This is a genomic window from Leisingera sp. ANG59, assembly GCF_013317235.1.
Lineage (GTDB): Bacteria > Pseudomonadota > Alphaproteobacteria > Rhodobacterales > Rhodobacteraceae > Leisingera.
The window spans coordinates 98,679-110,900 of the sequence record NZ_WLCM01000007.1; the positions used below are offsets into that span (position 1 = coordinate 98,679).

13 protein-coding genes are annotated in these 12,222 nt (G+C 66.4%); 8 read left to right on the forward strand and 5 right to left on the reverse strand.

The genetic code is table 11. From position 1 onward, the window contains the following. Positions 1 to 135: 135 nt before the first annotated feature. Positions 136 to 333, forward strand: coding sequence for a hypothetical protein (locus GKC28_RS08885; protein ID WP_174146549.1), 198 nt, complete (start codon positions 136 to 138; stop codon positions 331 to 333). Then, entirely contained in the window at positions 330 to 608 is a 279-nt protein-coding gene (locus tag GKC28_RS08890; RefSeq protein WP_368041107.1) for a hypothetical protein, read from the forward strand. Before GKC28_RS08885 ends, GKC28_RS08890 begins: the two co-directional genes overlap by 4 nt. A 64-nt stretch (positions 609 to 672) precedes the next feature. On the opposite strand, the gene GKC28_RS08895 is transcribed toward GKC28_RS08890, so the two are convergent. Further along, on the reverse strand, positions 673 to 1,575 hold the full coding sequence (locus GKC28_RS08895) for a fructose bisphosphate aldolase (protein ID WP_174146550.1): 903 nt from the start codon (positions 1,573 to 1,575) through the stop codon (positions 673 to 675). 170 nt (positions 1,576 to 1,745) lie between these two features. Next, positions 1,746 to 3,116 carry a PLP-dependent aminotransferase family protein gene (locus tag GKC28_RS08900; RefSeq protein ID WP_174146551.1) on the reverse strand — a complete coding sequence of 457 codons (1,371 nt, stop codon included), beginning with the start codon at positions 3,114 to 3,116 and terminating at the stop codon, positions 1,746 to 1,748. Positions 3,117 to 3,262: 146 nt separating this feature from the next. Between GKC28_RS08900 and GKC28_RS08905 the strand changes: the two genes are divergently transcribed. Next, on the forward strand, positions 3,263 to 3,643 hold the full coding sequence (locus tag GKC28_RS08905; protein WP_174146552.1) for a DUF983 domain-containing protein: 381 nt from the start codon (positions 3,263 to 3,265) through the stop codon (positions 3,641 to 3,643). A 153-nt stretch (positions 3,644 to 3,796) separates the two neighbouring features. Here GKC28_RS08905 and GKC28_RS08910 read toward each other — a convergent pair whose 3' ends face one another. Beyond that, positions 3,797 to 5,440 (reverse strand): CTP synthase, encoded by a 1,644-nt coding sequence (locus GKC28_RS08910; RefSeq protein ID WP_174146553.1) that lies wholly within the window; start codon positions 5,438 to 5,440, stop codon positions 3,797 to 3,799. A gap of 172 nt (positions 5,441 to 5,612) precedes the next feature. Beyond that, entirely contained in the window at positions 5,613 to 5,987 is a 375-nt protein-coding gene (gene secG, locus GKC28_RS08915; RefSeq protein WP_174146554.1) for a preprotein translocase subunit SecG, read from the reverse strand. 172 nt (positions 5,988 to 6,159) lie between these two features. Between secG and nthA the strand changes: the two genes are divergently transcribed. The 5 genes from nthA (at position 6,160) to GKC28_RS08940 (ending at position 10,043) form a co-directional block, all read left to right on the forward strand. Then, positions 6,160 to 6,786 (forward strand): nitrile hydratase subunit alpha, encoded by a 627-nt coding sequence (gene nthA / locus GKC28_RS08920; RefSeq protein WP_174146555.1) that lies wholly within the window; start codon positions 6,160 to 6,162, stop codon positions 6,784 to 6,786. Then, positions 6,783 to 7,460: a nitrile hydratase subunit beta gene (gene nthB / locus GKC28_RS08925; protein WP_174146556.1), complete on the forward strand. Its 678-nt coding sequence runs from the start codon at positions 6,783 to 6,785 to the stop codon at positions 7,458 to 7,460. The genes nthA and nthB overlap by 4 nt, the downstream gene beginning before the upstream one ends. After that, a complete protein-coding gene (locus tag GKC28_RS08930; protein WP_174146557.1) occupies positions 7,457 to 7,789 on the forward strand; it encodes a nitrile hydratase accessory protein in 333 nt (110 codons plus the stop codon). The genes nthB and GKC28_RS08930 overlap by 4 nt, the downstream gene beginning before the upstream one ends. Positions 7,790 to 8,493: 704 nt before the next feature. After that, entirely contained in the window at positions 8,494 to 9,807 is a 1,314-nt protein-coding gene (locus tag GKC28_RS08935; protein WP_174146558.1) for an adenylosuccinate synthase, read from the forward strand. Beyond that, positions 9,807 to 10,043 (forward strand): DUF2842 domain-containing protein, encoded by a 237-nt coding sequence (locus GKC28_RS08940; protein WP_174146559.1) that lies wholly within the window; start codon positions 9,807 to 9,809, stop codon positions 10,041 to 10,043. The genes GKC28_RS08935 and GKC28_RS08940 overlap by 1 nt, the downstream gene beginning before the upstream one ends. A 166-nt stretch (positions 10,044 to 10,209) precedes the next feature. Here GKC28_RS08940 and GKC28_RS08945 read toward each other — a convergent pair whose 3' ends face one another. Further along, the gene (locus tag GKC28_RS08945) at positions 10,210 to 12,213 is read right to left on the reverse strand and encodes a chemotaxis protein CheA (protein WP_174146560.1); all 2,004 of its coding nucleotides are present in this window, start codon (positions 12,211 to 12,213) and stop codon (positions 10,210 to 10,212) included. Positions 12,214 to 12,222 lie beyond the last annotated feature (9 nt).

Genomic DNA, 12,222 nt, shown 5'->3' on the forward strand with positions numbered 1-12,222 from the left:
CAATCCAGCATCTGGAAATCTGCTGACCGGCGGCCCGGCGGGCCTCTGGATGGCCGCTTGCACCCTGAAGAACTGCAATAGAACCGGCGGCGGCTAGGACGCACCGCGGCCGGGCTTCAGAAAGGAGTGAGGCTGATGCAACTGGTGCAGAAGAAGTGGTTCATCCTGTTTGAAAGCGGCGGCCTGCTGTCCCGGACCGGGGACAGGATCACCTATTTCTACGACGAGGCGCTGAGCTTCGGAGACCGCGAGGAGGCGCAGCGCTATCTGGCGGTGAACGAGAACAAGGTCAGCTATGCCGGGCTGCGCCCGTCGCTGACCCAGGCCGCGTGAGCGGGTGGCTGACCGCCAGCCGCACGGCGGAACGGCTTGCCGTCAGCGACGGAAAGATGCCCAGGTCCGCGCGCTGGCTGCTGGCGCTGACGGGGGTGATGATCTCCGCCTCGGCGCTGATCTTCTGGGCCTGGCTCGGCGGTGCGGGCCAGGCGCCGGAGGAGCAGCCCGGCTGGTTCACCCTGACCGCGCTGCGCTTCTTTTGGCTGCCCTTCCTCAGCGGCGCCGGGCTGGTGCTGGCGGTGTGCTGCGCCGGGCGCAACAGCAGCTGGTGACACCAACGGAGAAGGCCGCGCCCGGGTGCAGGCGCGGCCTTCTCAATTTCCGGTCTGCAAAGCCTTACAGCGAGGCGTCGTAGATCTTGCCGATGTTGGCACCCAGCGCCGCATCGTATTCCGCGTCGGACATCGCCACGTTCAGCCCCTCGGTCAGCGCGCGGCTGAAGGAAGCGATCATCTTGCTGTTCTGCGCCAGGCGCGCGCAAGCGTCATCGGTGGTGTAGCCGCCGGACAGCGCCACAACCCGCACCACATTGGCGTGATCGGCCAGATCATCATAGAGGCCCGCCTTGGACGGGATGGTCAGCTTCAGCGCCACTTTGCTGTCCGCCGGCAGGGCATCCAGCTGCGCCTTGATCTCTGCTTTCAGCAGCTCTTCGGCCTCAGCTTTGGTGGCAGAGTTGATGTCCACTTCCGGCTCGATGATCGGCACCAGGCCGGCCGCAACGATCTGCTGGCCCACCTCGAACTGCTGGGCGACCACCGCCTTGATGCCCTCGGCATTGGCTTCCTTGATGACCGAGCGCATCTTGGTGCCGAAGATGCCCTTCTCGCTGGCGCGCGCCAGCAGCGCGTCCAGTTCCGGCATCGGCTTCATCATCTGCACGCCGTTGGCCTCATCGGCCAGGCCCTTGTCCACCTTCAGGAACGGCACCACGCCGCAGTTGCTCCACAGGAACTCGGCAGTCGGCTTGCCTTCGATCTCGCCGTCCATGGTCTTCTCGAACAGGATCGCGCCCAGGATGCGCTCCTTGCCGAAGCTCGGCGAGGTGATGATGCGGGTGCGCATCTTGTGGATCTCGGCGAACATCTCGTCGTCGTTCGAATAGGCGTCCTCGTTCACGCCATAAAGCGCCAGCGCCTTCGGGGTCGAGCCGCCGGACTGGTCCAGCGCGGCAATGAAGCCCTTGCCGGAGGCGATGCGGTCGAGTTGTTCCTGATGAACAGAAGCGTCTTTGGCCATAATGCGTCACTCTTCTTTGGAATGGTCTGTCTTGGCGCTGTCTATAGCGCGAATCTGCCGGGAAACAACGGGGTGTTGCGCTAACGGAAGAAGGATTTCCGCGCATCCCGCGCCATGTTGCAGCGCATTTCCGCAACCGGGGCCGGGCCGGGCCGCAGCTGCCCGCCTGTTCAGCCCAGCCAGTCCTTGCGGGTGACGGCATCGTTCAGCGCCAGCAGGTCCTCGCGCAGCTCCTCCAGGCCGACCGGCCCGCCCAGGCACACCCGCACCGCTTCCTCCGGCAGGCCGGAGACGGTGAAGGCGTCGCTGGGCATGATGCCGATCTGGCGCCCCGCCATGCGGCCCATCACCTCGGCCCGGCTGGTGCCGCGGGGCAGGGTGAGCCACAGGTTGAAGGCCAGCGGGTCGCTCTCGACAAAACATTCCTGCAGCACCTGTGCCGCCAGCGCCTGCCGCTCCGCCGCGGCCTTGCGGATGAAGCGCTGAAGCTCGGCCGCGGTGCCGTCCTCGATCCAGCGGCCCAGCAGCGCCAGGTTCAGCGGCGACACCATCACATGCATCGACCGCAGCGCCTGGCTGAACTGGCCCAGCAGGGCGCGTTTCGGCACCGTGGTATAGGCCAGCCGCAGCCCGGCGCCGAAGCACTTGGAGAGGCCGGCAATATGCCAGCCCAGATCGGGGATCAGGCTGCTGACCGGCTGCGGCGCGCCGTTGTCGACAAAGCAATAGGCGTCATCCTCGATCAGCGGCAGCTCATGTGTCTGCAGCACCGCGGCAATCTCCTGCCGCCGCTTGGCCGGAATGGTCCTCGTGGTCGGGTTCTGCAGTGTCGGGTTGAGGTACAGCGCCGCAGGCCAGTCGCCGGTGATGGCCTTCTCCAGCGCATCCGGCAGGATGCCGTCCTTGTCCGCCGGCAGGCCGATCAGCCGGATCCCCTGCCGCGCCGCGATGGAGCGCAGGCCGGGATAGGTCACCTCCTCGCACAGCAGGGTGGAGCCCGGCTCGCACAGCACCGTCAGAATGGCATAGAGGCTGGCATGCGCCCCCGGTGTGATCACCAGCCGCTCCGGCGCGCAGGGCAGCCCGTTGGCCTGCATCCACTCCGCCGCCAGGGCGCGGTCCTGCGGGCTGCCGGTCACCGACTGGTAGCGCAGCAGCGGCAGCAGGTTGGCAGAGACATGCTCCAGCCCCTTTTGCATCCGTGCCAGCAGCGCCGGGTCGTCCGGCTCCGGCGGCATGTTCATCATCGGGTCTTCTTCCAGCGCCCGGCGCGGGTCGGGGCGCTCGGGCAGCGCGTCCCGGCTGCGCACGAAGGTGCCGCGGCCGACAAAGCTCTCGATATAGCCGCGCCGCACCGCCTCCGCGTAACCGCGAGACACGGTGGAGAAATCCACCCCCAGATCCTGCGCCACCCGCCGCTGCGGCGGCAGCCGGTCGCCGGGTGCCAGCACGCCGGCGTCGATGTCGGCGCCGATCGCCTCCGCAAGCTCAATGTAGCGGGGCCGGGTGCCGTCCAGACGGGCAGGGGTCCATTGTTTCATCGCCATGTCTCCGGTTGGCGCATTGTTGCCTGAATGACTGGTTCAATGCCGGACCGCGGCAATAAATGCAACATCAATGTTTGCATATTGATTGCATTCAATCCGGGAATCGCGTTATCAGGCGCCGGAACCCAAGGAGACGCGCGATGACCCAAGCGGACGTTTTGCACCAGGACCAGCGGGAGCTTAAGCCTGCATTGTGGAAGGGGCTGCGGCTGCGCTGCCCGAACTGCGGCGGCGGCAAGCTGCTGCACAGCTACCTGAAGGTGAACGACAGCTGCACCGAATGCGGCCAGGAGCTGCACCACCAGCGCGCCGATGACGGCCCGGCCTATCTGACCATCCTGGTGGTGGGCCACATCCTCGGCTTTGCGCTGCACATCGTCTACACCCAGCTGCGCCCGGACCCCTGGACGCTGGCGATCATCATGTCGGTGATCACGGTGGGGGCCTCGCTGATCATGCTGCCGCGGATGAAGGGGCTGGTGGTGGCCTATCAATGGGCCAAGCGGATGCACGGCTTCTGAGCCGGAAAAACAGACTATCAAAATGCAAAAGGCGGGCCAGCGGCCCGCCTTTTTCTGTTCTCTCCCAGCGCCGCGCAGCGGCGCCGGGCCCAACGGGTGCTGCTCATGTGTCATGAGCAAAGCAGCGGGCGGGAGATCCCCGCCTGCCGGGGGTTACACCAGCCGCGAGGCGTCCTTGGCCGCGCGGACGAAATCGTCGAACAGCGGATGCGGCGCGAAGGGTTTGGATTTCAGCTCCGGGTGGAACTGCACGCCGATGAACCACGGGTGGTCTTTCCACTCCACGATCTCCGGCAGGCGGCCGTCCGGCGACATGCCGGAGAAGGAGAGGCCGCATTTTTCCAGCTGCTCCTGATACTTGGTGTCGACCTCGTAACGGTGGCGGTGGCGCTCCTCGATGTGGGTGCTGCCATAGACACCGGCGACCTTGGAGCCCTCGGCCAGGGTCGCGTCATAGGCGCCCAGGCGCATGGTGCCGCCCTTGTCGTCGCCGACCTTGCGCTCGACCATCGTGTTGCCCTGCACCCATTCCTTAAGGTGGTAGACCACCGGCTCGAAGCGCTTCTTGCCGGCCTCGTGGTCGAACTCCTCGGAGCCGGCCTCGGAAATGCCCGCGACGTTGCGCGCGGCTTCGATCACCGCCATCTGCATGCCGAGGCAGATGCCCAGGTAGGGGACCTTGTTTTCACGTGCGTATTGCGCCGCCTTGATCTTGCCCTCGGTGCCGCGCTCGCCAAAGCCGCCGGGCACCAGGATTGCATGGTAGCCCTGCAGGTAGGGGGCGGCGTCTTCCTTGTCGAACAGCTCGGCATCGACCCATTCGATCTTAACCTTCACCCGGTTCGACATGCCGCCGTGGGTCAGCGCCTCGGCGATGGATTTATAGGCGTCCTCCAGCTGGGTGTATTTGCCGACGATGGCCACCTTCACTTCGCCTTCGGGGTTGTAGATGCGGTCGGCCACATCTTCCCAGCGCTCCAGGTTGGGCTTCGGGGCCGGGGCGATGCCAAAGGCGTCCAGCACCGCCTGGTCGAGGCCTTCGCGGTGATAGGCCAGCGGCGCCTCGTAGATCGACTTCAGGTCCTGCGCGGCAATCACAGAGTCGGCGCGCACGTTGCAGAACAGCGCCAGCTTCTCGCGTTCCTTGACCGGGATCGGGCCTTCGGAGCGGCAGACCAGGATGTCGGGCGCCAGGCCGATGGAGCGCAGCTCCTTCACCGAGTGCTGGGTCGGCTTGGTCTTCAGTTCGCCGGAGGCCTTGATGTAGGGCAGCAGCGTCAGGTGCATGAAGATGCATTCGCCGCGCGGCTTGTCCTGGGCGAACTGGCGGATCGCCTCGAAGAACGGCAGGCCCTCGATGTCGCCGACGGTGCCGCCGATCTCGCAGAGCATGAAGTCGACCTCATCCTCGCCGATCGAGATGAAGTCCTTGATTTCATTGGTGACGTGGGGGATCACCTGGATGGTCTTGCCGAGGTAGTCGCCGCGGCGCTCCTTCTCCAGCACGTTGGTGTAGATCCGGCCCGACGAGATCGAGTCGGTCTTGCGCGCGGGAACCCCGGTGAAACGCTCGTAATGGCCCAGGTCCAGATCGGTCTCGGCGCCGTCGTCGGTGACGAAGACCTCGCCGTGCTCAAACGGGCTCATGGTGCCCGGATCGACGTTCAGATAGGGGTCCAGCTTGCGCAGCCGGACCGAGTAGCCCCGCGCCTGCAGCAGAGCGCCAAGCGCCGCCGAAGCCAGGCCTTTGCCCAGGGATGAAACAACACCGCCAGTGATGAAGATAAAACGCGCCATATGTGTTCGGCTGCCCCCGTGAGAAGTCAGATTTCAGCTGCCCGGCGGTGATCGGAATCATTCCAAAAACCGCAGCATCACGGGACTTCATATATAAAGGATTCGCGCGAAATGCGCAAGGGAACCGCAAGATGCTGTTGCGGTTCCTATAACCCTCTCAAGGTGTAGTGGATCAGTCTGCGCTGGGAACCAGCGGAGCGTTGTCGCCCTCGCTGGGCGGCAGAAGATCGCTGCCCAGCGGTGCCGCCGGGGCTTCGGGTGTCTCGCCTGCGTCTTCCTGCGGCACGCCGATGCGGTCGGCCACTGAGGAGCCCGCGGATTTCTGCGCCGCCATGATGGTCAGGGTGATCGAGGTGCAGATGAAGGCGATGGCCAGCAGCCAGGTCACCTTGCCAAGCGCGGTTGCCGCCGCCCGGCCGGAGATCGCGCCGCCGCCGCCGCCGCCGCCGCCCATGCCCAGGCCGCCGCCTTCGGAGCGCTGCAGCAGAACCACGGCGATCAGGCCGAGAGCCAGAAGAAGATGGATGATCAGAACAACGTTTTCCATGGGTCCCTGCGGCGGTTGGCTAAGTACCGGGCGGTAAATAGGCAAGATTGCCCGGGGGGGCAAGGGCGGAGTTTGCCTGCTGACGCGAACTGCCCGGCAGGTCACGCAACGTGAATGCTTGCATCATGAAACGTGACTGGACAGCAGCCCCTGCGGGGGCGCAGCATGGGGTATGCCCCATGATCATTCCGACCACCCGCACGCCCTGCTGCCGCCCGATCCCGCCCTGCGGGTGAAGGCGCTGGAAACGATTCTCACCGAAAAGGGCCTGATCGACCCCGCCGCGCTGGAGGAGATCATCGACACCTATCAGAACAGGATCGGCCCGCAGAACGGTGCAAGGGTGGTGGCCAAGGCGTGGAACGACCCGGATTTCAAGGCGGCGCTGCTGGCCGATGCCGGCCCGGTGCTGGCGGAGCTGGGCTATTACGGCCGCCAGGGCGAGCATATGGTGGTGGTGGAGAACACCCCGGTGCTGCACAACATGGTCGTCTGCACCCTGTGCAGCTGCTACCCGTGGCCGCTCCTGGGCATTCCGCCGGGCTGGTACAAATCCGATGCCTACCGCGCCCGCGCGGTGCGCGAGCCGCGCAAGGTGCTGGCGGAGTTCGGGGTGACGCTGCCCAAGGAGGCTGCGGTTCGGGTCTGGGATTCGACCGCGGAGGTCCGCTATCTGGTGTTGCCGATGCGGCCCGAGGGTGCTGAGGACCTGAGCGAGGCGGAGCTGGCGGCGCTGGTCACCCGCGACAGCATGATCGGCACCGGTCTGGCAAAGGTGCCGGGGGAGGCGCCGGCATGACCCGGGTGCATGACATGGGCGGGCGATTCGGCGACGGGCCGGTACAGCCTGAGGCCGAGGACGCGCCGGTCTTTGCCGAGGACTGGCACGCCCGCGCGCTGGCGGTGACGCTGGCCTGCGGCGCGCTGGGGCAGTGGAACATCGACACCTCGCGCCACGCGCGGGAGAAGCTGCCGCCCAAGGATTACACACGGTTTTCCTATTACGAGAAATGGATCTCGGCGCTGGCGGATCTGCTGGTCGAAAAGGGCGTGCTGACGCGGGACGACCTGCAGGGCAAGGGCGCCGCCGGGCTGCATGCGCTGGCGGAGCGGGCCTTGAAAGCGGAGAACGTGGCGGGAGCGCTGGCCAAAGGCGGTCCTGCGGACCGCGTAGGCGGGTCTGCGCCGCGGTTCTCCCCCGGGCAGGCAGTGCGGACGCGAATCCCTGCGGATAACAGCCTGGTTGATGGCGGCCATACCCGGCTGCCGCAATACGCCGCCGGGGTGCCGGGCTATATCCTGAGGCTGCATGGCACGCATGTGCTGCCCGACAGCAATGCCCACGGGCTGGGCGAGGCGCCGGAGCCGCTGTACGCGGTGCGCTTCTTTTCCCGCGCGCTGTGGGCGCATCCGGAGCATCCCGATGACGAGGTGGTGCTGGACCTGTGGCAGAGCTACCTGGAGCCGCTATGAGTGAGTGTGCCGAAGTATCCGCGCCGGAGCCGGTCTTTGCCGAACCCTGGCACGCGCAGGTCTTTGCCCTGACCGTGCATCTGAATGAAAGCGGCCGGTTCAGCTGGGGCGACTGGGTGGAACGGTTTTCAGCGACGCTCAAGCGCCATGGGTTGAGCCGCGAGCTGGACGGCGGCGAGGATTACTTCCGCGCCTGGCTGGAGACGCTGGAGATGTTCCTGGCCGAGGATGGGGCGGCGTCACGCGCCGAGGCCGAGGTGATGCGCAGCCGCTGGGAGGAGGCGTATCTCAGCACCCCGCATGGCGCACCGGTGCATCTGCGCGGCTGAGCGCGCAGTTTTGGCCGCCGTGGCGGTTGGTGCCGGGGCGGTTTTACCTTGATAGTCTGTTTCGTTCCATATTCTTCGGGTCTGCGCTGTGTCCCGGTTAAGGGGGCGGCGCCGCCGGGTGGAGGTGGACAGACCCCACGGGGGGCCTGCTCGGACAGGATATCCTGGACGACCCCCTTTTTATCGGGGCCGGTCTCCGGGTGTTGCGCAGGCAGCTCCACAGATGCCTGCGCCTCGTATCATGGGCCCGCGCGCGGGAACCATGGCGGGGGATCGCGATCATCCGGGAGTATGGAATATTGAAATGAGGATAGCGTGAAGGCACCGTACGCCGGGTCCGCAACACCCAGCCCGGAACAAGGCGCGCATTGCCTTGCAATGCGCGAGAGGCCGCCCCGCCGGGCTGGCGCTTTCGAGAGGGCAACGCTCCTTCATTAACTCGTACGGATGTTGCAGGGATAAAGTGCCCCGAACAGGCGTCGCTGCGCCGCCCCGCGGGCAGGCGCACGCCCTCCATTCTGTGTGGTGTCCTTTGGGAATCAGCGGCAAGCACACGCATTCGCGCCCGCCCAGGCAGGCGCAGCCCTTGGTGAATGGTGCTAAATCCCCAGCTAAGCGATCCTCTGCGGCGAATTTGCGGTTCCCCTGCCTGCGCAGCATCGCTATATGAGCGTGGGTTTGAACCAGACTGTAAAGGACCGGATATGGCCAATGTCGTCGTAGTCGGCGCCCAGTGGGGCGACGAGGGTAAAGGCAAGATCGTGGATTGGCTGAGCGAGCGCGCTGACGTGATCGCCCGCTTCCAGGGCGGCCATAACGCCGGCCATACGCTGGTCATTGACGGCAAGGTCTACAAGCTGCACGCGCTGCCTTCGGGCGTGGTGCGCGGCGGCAAGCTGTCGGTCATCGGCAACGGCGTGGTGCTGGACCCCTGGCATCTGCTGAAAGAGATCGAGACTGTGCGCGCCCAGGGCGTCGAGATCACGCCGGACACGCTGATGATCGCCGAAAACACCCCGCTGATCCTGCCGCTGCACGGCGAGTTGGACCGCGCGCGCGAGGAAGCGTCAAGCAAAGGCACCAAGATCGGCACCACCGGCCGCGGCATCGGCCCGGCCTATGAGGACAAGGTGGGCCGCCGCGCCATCCGCGTGGCCGATCTGGCGGATGAGGCCACTCTGGTGGCCCGCGTCGACCGGGCGCTGCAGCACCATGATCCGCTGCGCAAGGGTCTGGGCGTCGATCCCATCGATCGCGATGCGCTGATTGCTCAGCTGAAAGAGATCGCACCGCAGATTCTGCCCTATGCGGCGCCAGTATGGAAAGTGCTGAACGAGAAGCGCAAGGCGGGCAAGCGGATCCTGTTCGAAGGCGCCCAGGGCGCGCTGCTGGACATTGATTTCGGCACCTACCCGTTTGTGACCTCCTCGAACGTGATTGCAGGCCAGGCGGCCACCGGCGTGGGCATCGGCCCGGGCTCGATCGATTACGTGCTGGGCATCGTCAAGGCCTATACCACCCGTGTCGGCGAGGGCCCGTTCCCGACCGAGCTGCTGAAGGAAGACGGCACCCCGGATGCGGATGGCGAGCGTCTGGGCACCCGCGGCCATGAGTTCGGCACCACCACCGGCCGCCAGCGCCGCTGCGGCTGGTTTGATGCGGCGCTGGTGCGCCAGACCTGCGCCACCTCCGGCATCAAGGGCATCTGCCTGACCAAGCTGGACGTGCTGGACGGGTTTGAAACCCTGAAGATCTGCACCGGCTATGAGCTGGACGGCGAGACACTGGATTACCTGCCGACCGCGGCCGACCAGCAGGCCCGCTGCAAGCCGGTCTACGAGGAAATGCCGGGCTGGAGCGAGTCGACCGAAGGCGCGCGCAGCTGGAACGACCTGCCGGCCAATGCGATCAAATACGTGAAGCGCGTGGAAGAGCTGATCGAATGCCCGGTCGCGCTGCTGTCCACCAGCCCGGAGCGGGAGGACACCATCCTGGTGACCGACCCGTTCGCCGACTGATGGCAGAGAAACAAGGCCTGAGCTACAAGGCCCGGCGGCGCTGGGCCCTGGTGATCCTGCTGGTCGGGATGCCGGTTTATATCGTGGCTGCGGTCACGGTGATGAACTGGCTGGACCGGCCGCCCTTGTGGCTGGAGCTGATCGTCTATGTCGCGCTGGGCATCGTCTGGGTGCTGCCGTTCAAGTTCGTGTTCCGCGGCGTCGGCAAGGAAGACCCGGACGCCGGGGATCAGTAAGGGGAGGCGCGCGGCCCCGCAGGTTTGCTGAGAAGAGGGGCGCTGCCCCTCTTGACCTGGCGGCCAATTCACCCCGGAGTACTTCCGCAAAGGTGAATAACGGTCTGGTTTGAAATGAAAAAGGCGGCCTCGCGGGGCCGCCTTTTTCTGTTGGTCTGCAGACTGTTCAGCCTGCGGCGCGTTTGCCGGGTTTGAAGCCGATGTCGCCGGAAGCGGTGAACTTGCCGTTGCCGGAGCGCTCGATCTTGCCGTCGCGCAGCAGCTGGCCGAAGGAGCGCAGACCGTCCTCGCGGTTGAAGTCGCTGCTGCCGGCGGTGCGCACCGTGTTCATCAGCTGCGGGCGCGAGAAGTGGTCGCGGCCTTCGACAAAGCTCATATAGGCCGCGGCGGCCTCCAGCAGCTCATGCAGTTCGGCGGCACCGCGTTCTTCGGCGTAGGCCGCAAAGCCGCTGCTGTCGCCGTCGGTCCCGGAGGCAAGCACACCGGCCGAGACCCGACGCGGGCGAATTGGTTGCGGCTGTTGCTGTTCGGCGCCGTCGTCGATGCGCTGTTCTGCCACCAGTTTCAGCGGGGCAGGCCGGGCGGCAGGGCTGGCCGGGCGTTCCGAGGCGGCCTGACGGGTTTCCGGGCGGCGCGGGCGCACCACGCTGGCCAGGTCGTCGCGGTAGGGCTGCGCCTCGTCACCATCGCCGTCAGCCTCCGCGCCGCCGGCTTTGGTTGCGGCGACGGCAGCGCGCAGCTGGCTGTAGGCCTCGCGCGAGGAAGCGGTTTCCGGGTCTTCCAGTTTTTCGTCGGCGGCGGCCATCAGGCGGGAGACATCGCTGTCGGCCAGGCCGGGTGCTGCGGTGTCCGCGGCGGTGGTTTCTTCTTCACCCGCATCTGCTTCTGCGGGCTGTTCGGAGGCGGCGAGGATTTCCGCTTCCACCTCGGCCAGCTCGCGCATCAGGTCGGCTTCATCCTCTTCCGAGAGCAGGGCCTGCTCCGACTCAGCCCTGGCAGTGTCAGCGGCCTTCTGTTCCGCCTCCTCCAGCCGGCCCGAGGCAAGCGCCTCGTCGAACACGGCGCGCTTGATCTTGGTGATGCGGACGCGGGCCGGAGCTTTGGCGGGCGCGGGGGTCTCTTCTTCCTCGCCGCCGGCCGCTAGGATGCTGCTGTCCCCAGAGCTGTCCTCTGTGCTGTCCGCTTCGGATTCCGGGCCGTCTTCGGCGAGGCCGGTGAAAATCCCGTCTTCGGCCTCTTCCGCATTGCCATCGTCTTCGGCTGCCGGGGCCTGTTCGGGCCCGGCGGTGTCTTCTGCTTCCGCGCCGGCGGTGGCCATGTTCAGGTCCAGGCGGTCCAGGGCGCGGGCGATTTCGTCGTCGCCCTCGTCATCGGTTTCAGCTGCGGCGTCATCGGCCGGCAGGGCGGCGGAGATGTCCTCCTCGGCGCCTTCCAGCACGTCGTCGGCGTGCTCGTCCTCGCTGAAGTCCTCCTCGGGGGTCTGTGCGACCACGGCGCGGATGCGCTGCAGCTTGGCGGCGATGCTGTCGGCGGCGGGGGCGGCTGCCGGGGCTACGGCCGCAACCGGCTCTGCTTCTGCTTCGGGTTGCGCCGCTTCGTCCTCTGCCTCGGTGAAGCCGGCTTCGGCTTCGTTCACTTCCAGCAGTTCGACGGCGGGGGCGGGCTCTTCTTCGCTTGCGGTTCCCAGCACAGCGGCGATGGCTTCTTCGGCTTCGGCTTCGGCTTCGGCTTCGGCTTCGGCTTCGGCTTCGGCTTCGGCTTCGGCTTCGGCTTCGGCTTCGGCTTCGGCTTCGGCTTCGGCTTCGGCTTCGGCTTCGGCTTCTGCTGCCGGCGCCTCAGCGGGGGCCGGAGTGGGCGCGGGCTGTTCAGCCACCGGGGCAGCCGGGGCTGCGGCAGCAGCTGCCCCAAGCGCCGGAGCGGCGGCGCGCAGGTGGATGCCGCCCTCGCCGGTGCGGGCCTCGACCTGGCGGGCGATCTCGCGCTGGGCGATACGGGCCAGCATGTCGGCGTCCGGCTGCGGCGGCTCGGCGCCGAAGTAACGGTCATCCGCGGCAAGGTCGCGGAAATACTCGGCAATCGCCTTCATCGTGCCGAAGGAATCCTCGAACCCTTCCAATGTGCAGGAAAAGGTTCCATAGGATACGGTCAAGACTTTGTTGTTGTGTACCATAAGCTCGCT

What these genes read in the sequence shown, in the direction of transcription:
- GKC28_RS08930 (WP_174146557.1), top strand. Translation starts at nt 7,457, where the DNA reads ATGAGTGAGTGTGCCGAAGTATCCGCGCCGGAGCCGGTCTTTGCCGAA.
- GKC28_RS08940 (WP_174146559.1), top strand. Translation starts at nt 9,807, where the DNA reads ATGGCAGAGAAACAAGGCCTGAGCTACAAGGCCCGGCGGCGCTGGGCC.
- GKC28_RS08945 (WP_174146560.1), bottom strand. Translation starts at nt 12,213, where the DNA reads ATGGTACACAACAACAAAGTCTTGACCGTATCCTATGGAACCTTTTCC.
- secG (WP_174146554.1), bottom strand. Translation starts at nt 5,987, where the DNA reads ATGGAAAACGTTGTTCTGATCATCCATCTTCTTCTGGCTCTCGGCCTG.
- GKC28_RS08895 (WP_174146550.1), bottom strand. Translation starts at nt 1,575, where the DNA reads ATGGCCAAAGACGCTTCTGTTCATCAGGAACAACTCGACCGCATCGCC.
- GKC28_RS08935 (WP_174146558.1), top strand. Translation starts at nt 8,494, where the DNA reads ATGGCCAATGTCGTCGTAGTCGGCGCCCAGTGGGGCGACGAGGGTAAA.
- GKC28_RS08905 (WP_174146552.1), top strand. Translation starts at nt 3,263, where the DNA reads ATGACCCAAGCGGACGTTTTGCACCAGGACCAGCGGGAGCTTAAGCCT.
- GKC28_RS08885 (WP_174146549.1), top strand. Translation starts at nt 136, where the DNA reads ATGCAACTGGTGCAGAAGAAGTGGTTCATCCTGTTTGAAAGCGGCGGC.
- nthA (WP_174146555.1), top strand. Translation starts at nt 6,160, where the DNA reads ATGCCCCATGATCATTCCGACCACCCGCACGCCCTGCTGCCGCCCGAT.
- GKC28_RS08900 (WP_174146551.1), bottom strand. Translation starts at nt 3,116, where the DNA reads ATGAAACAATGGACCCCTGCCCGTCTGGACGGCACCCGGCCCCGCTAC.
- nthB (WP_174146556.1), top strand. Translation starts at nt 6,783, where the DNA reads ATGACCCGGGTGCATGACATGGGCGGGCGATTCGGCGACGGGCCGGTA.
- GKC28_RS08910 (WP_174146553.1), bottom strand. Translation starts at nt 5,440, where the DNA reads ATGGCGCGTTTTATCTTCATCACTGGCGGTGTTGTTTCATCCCTGGGC.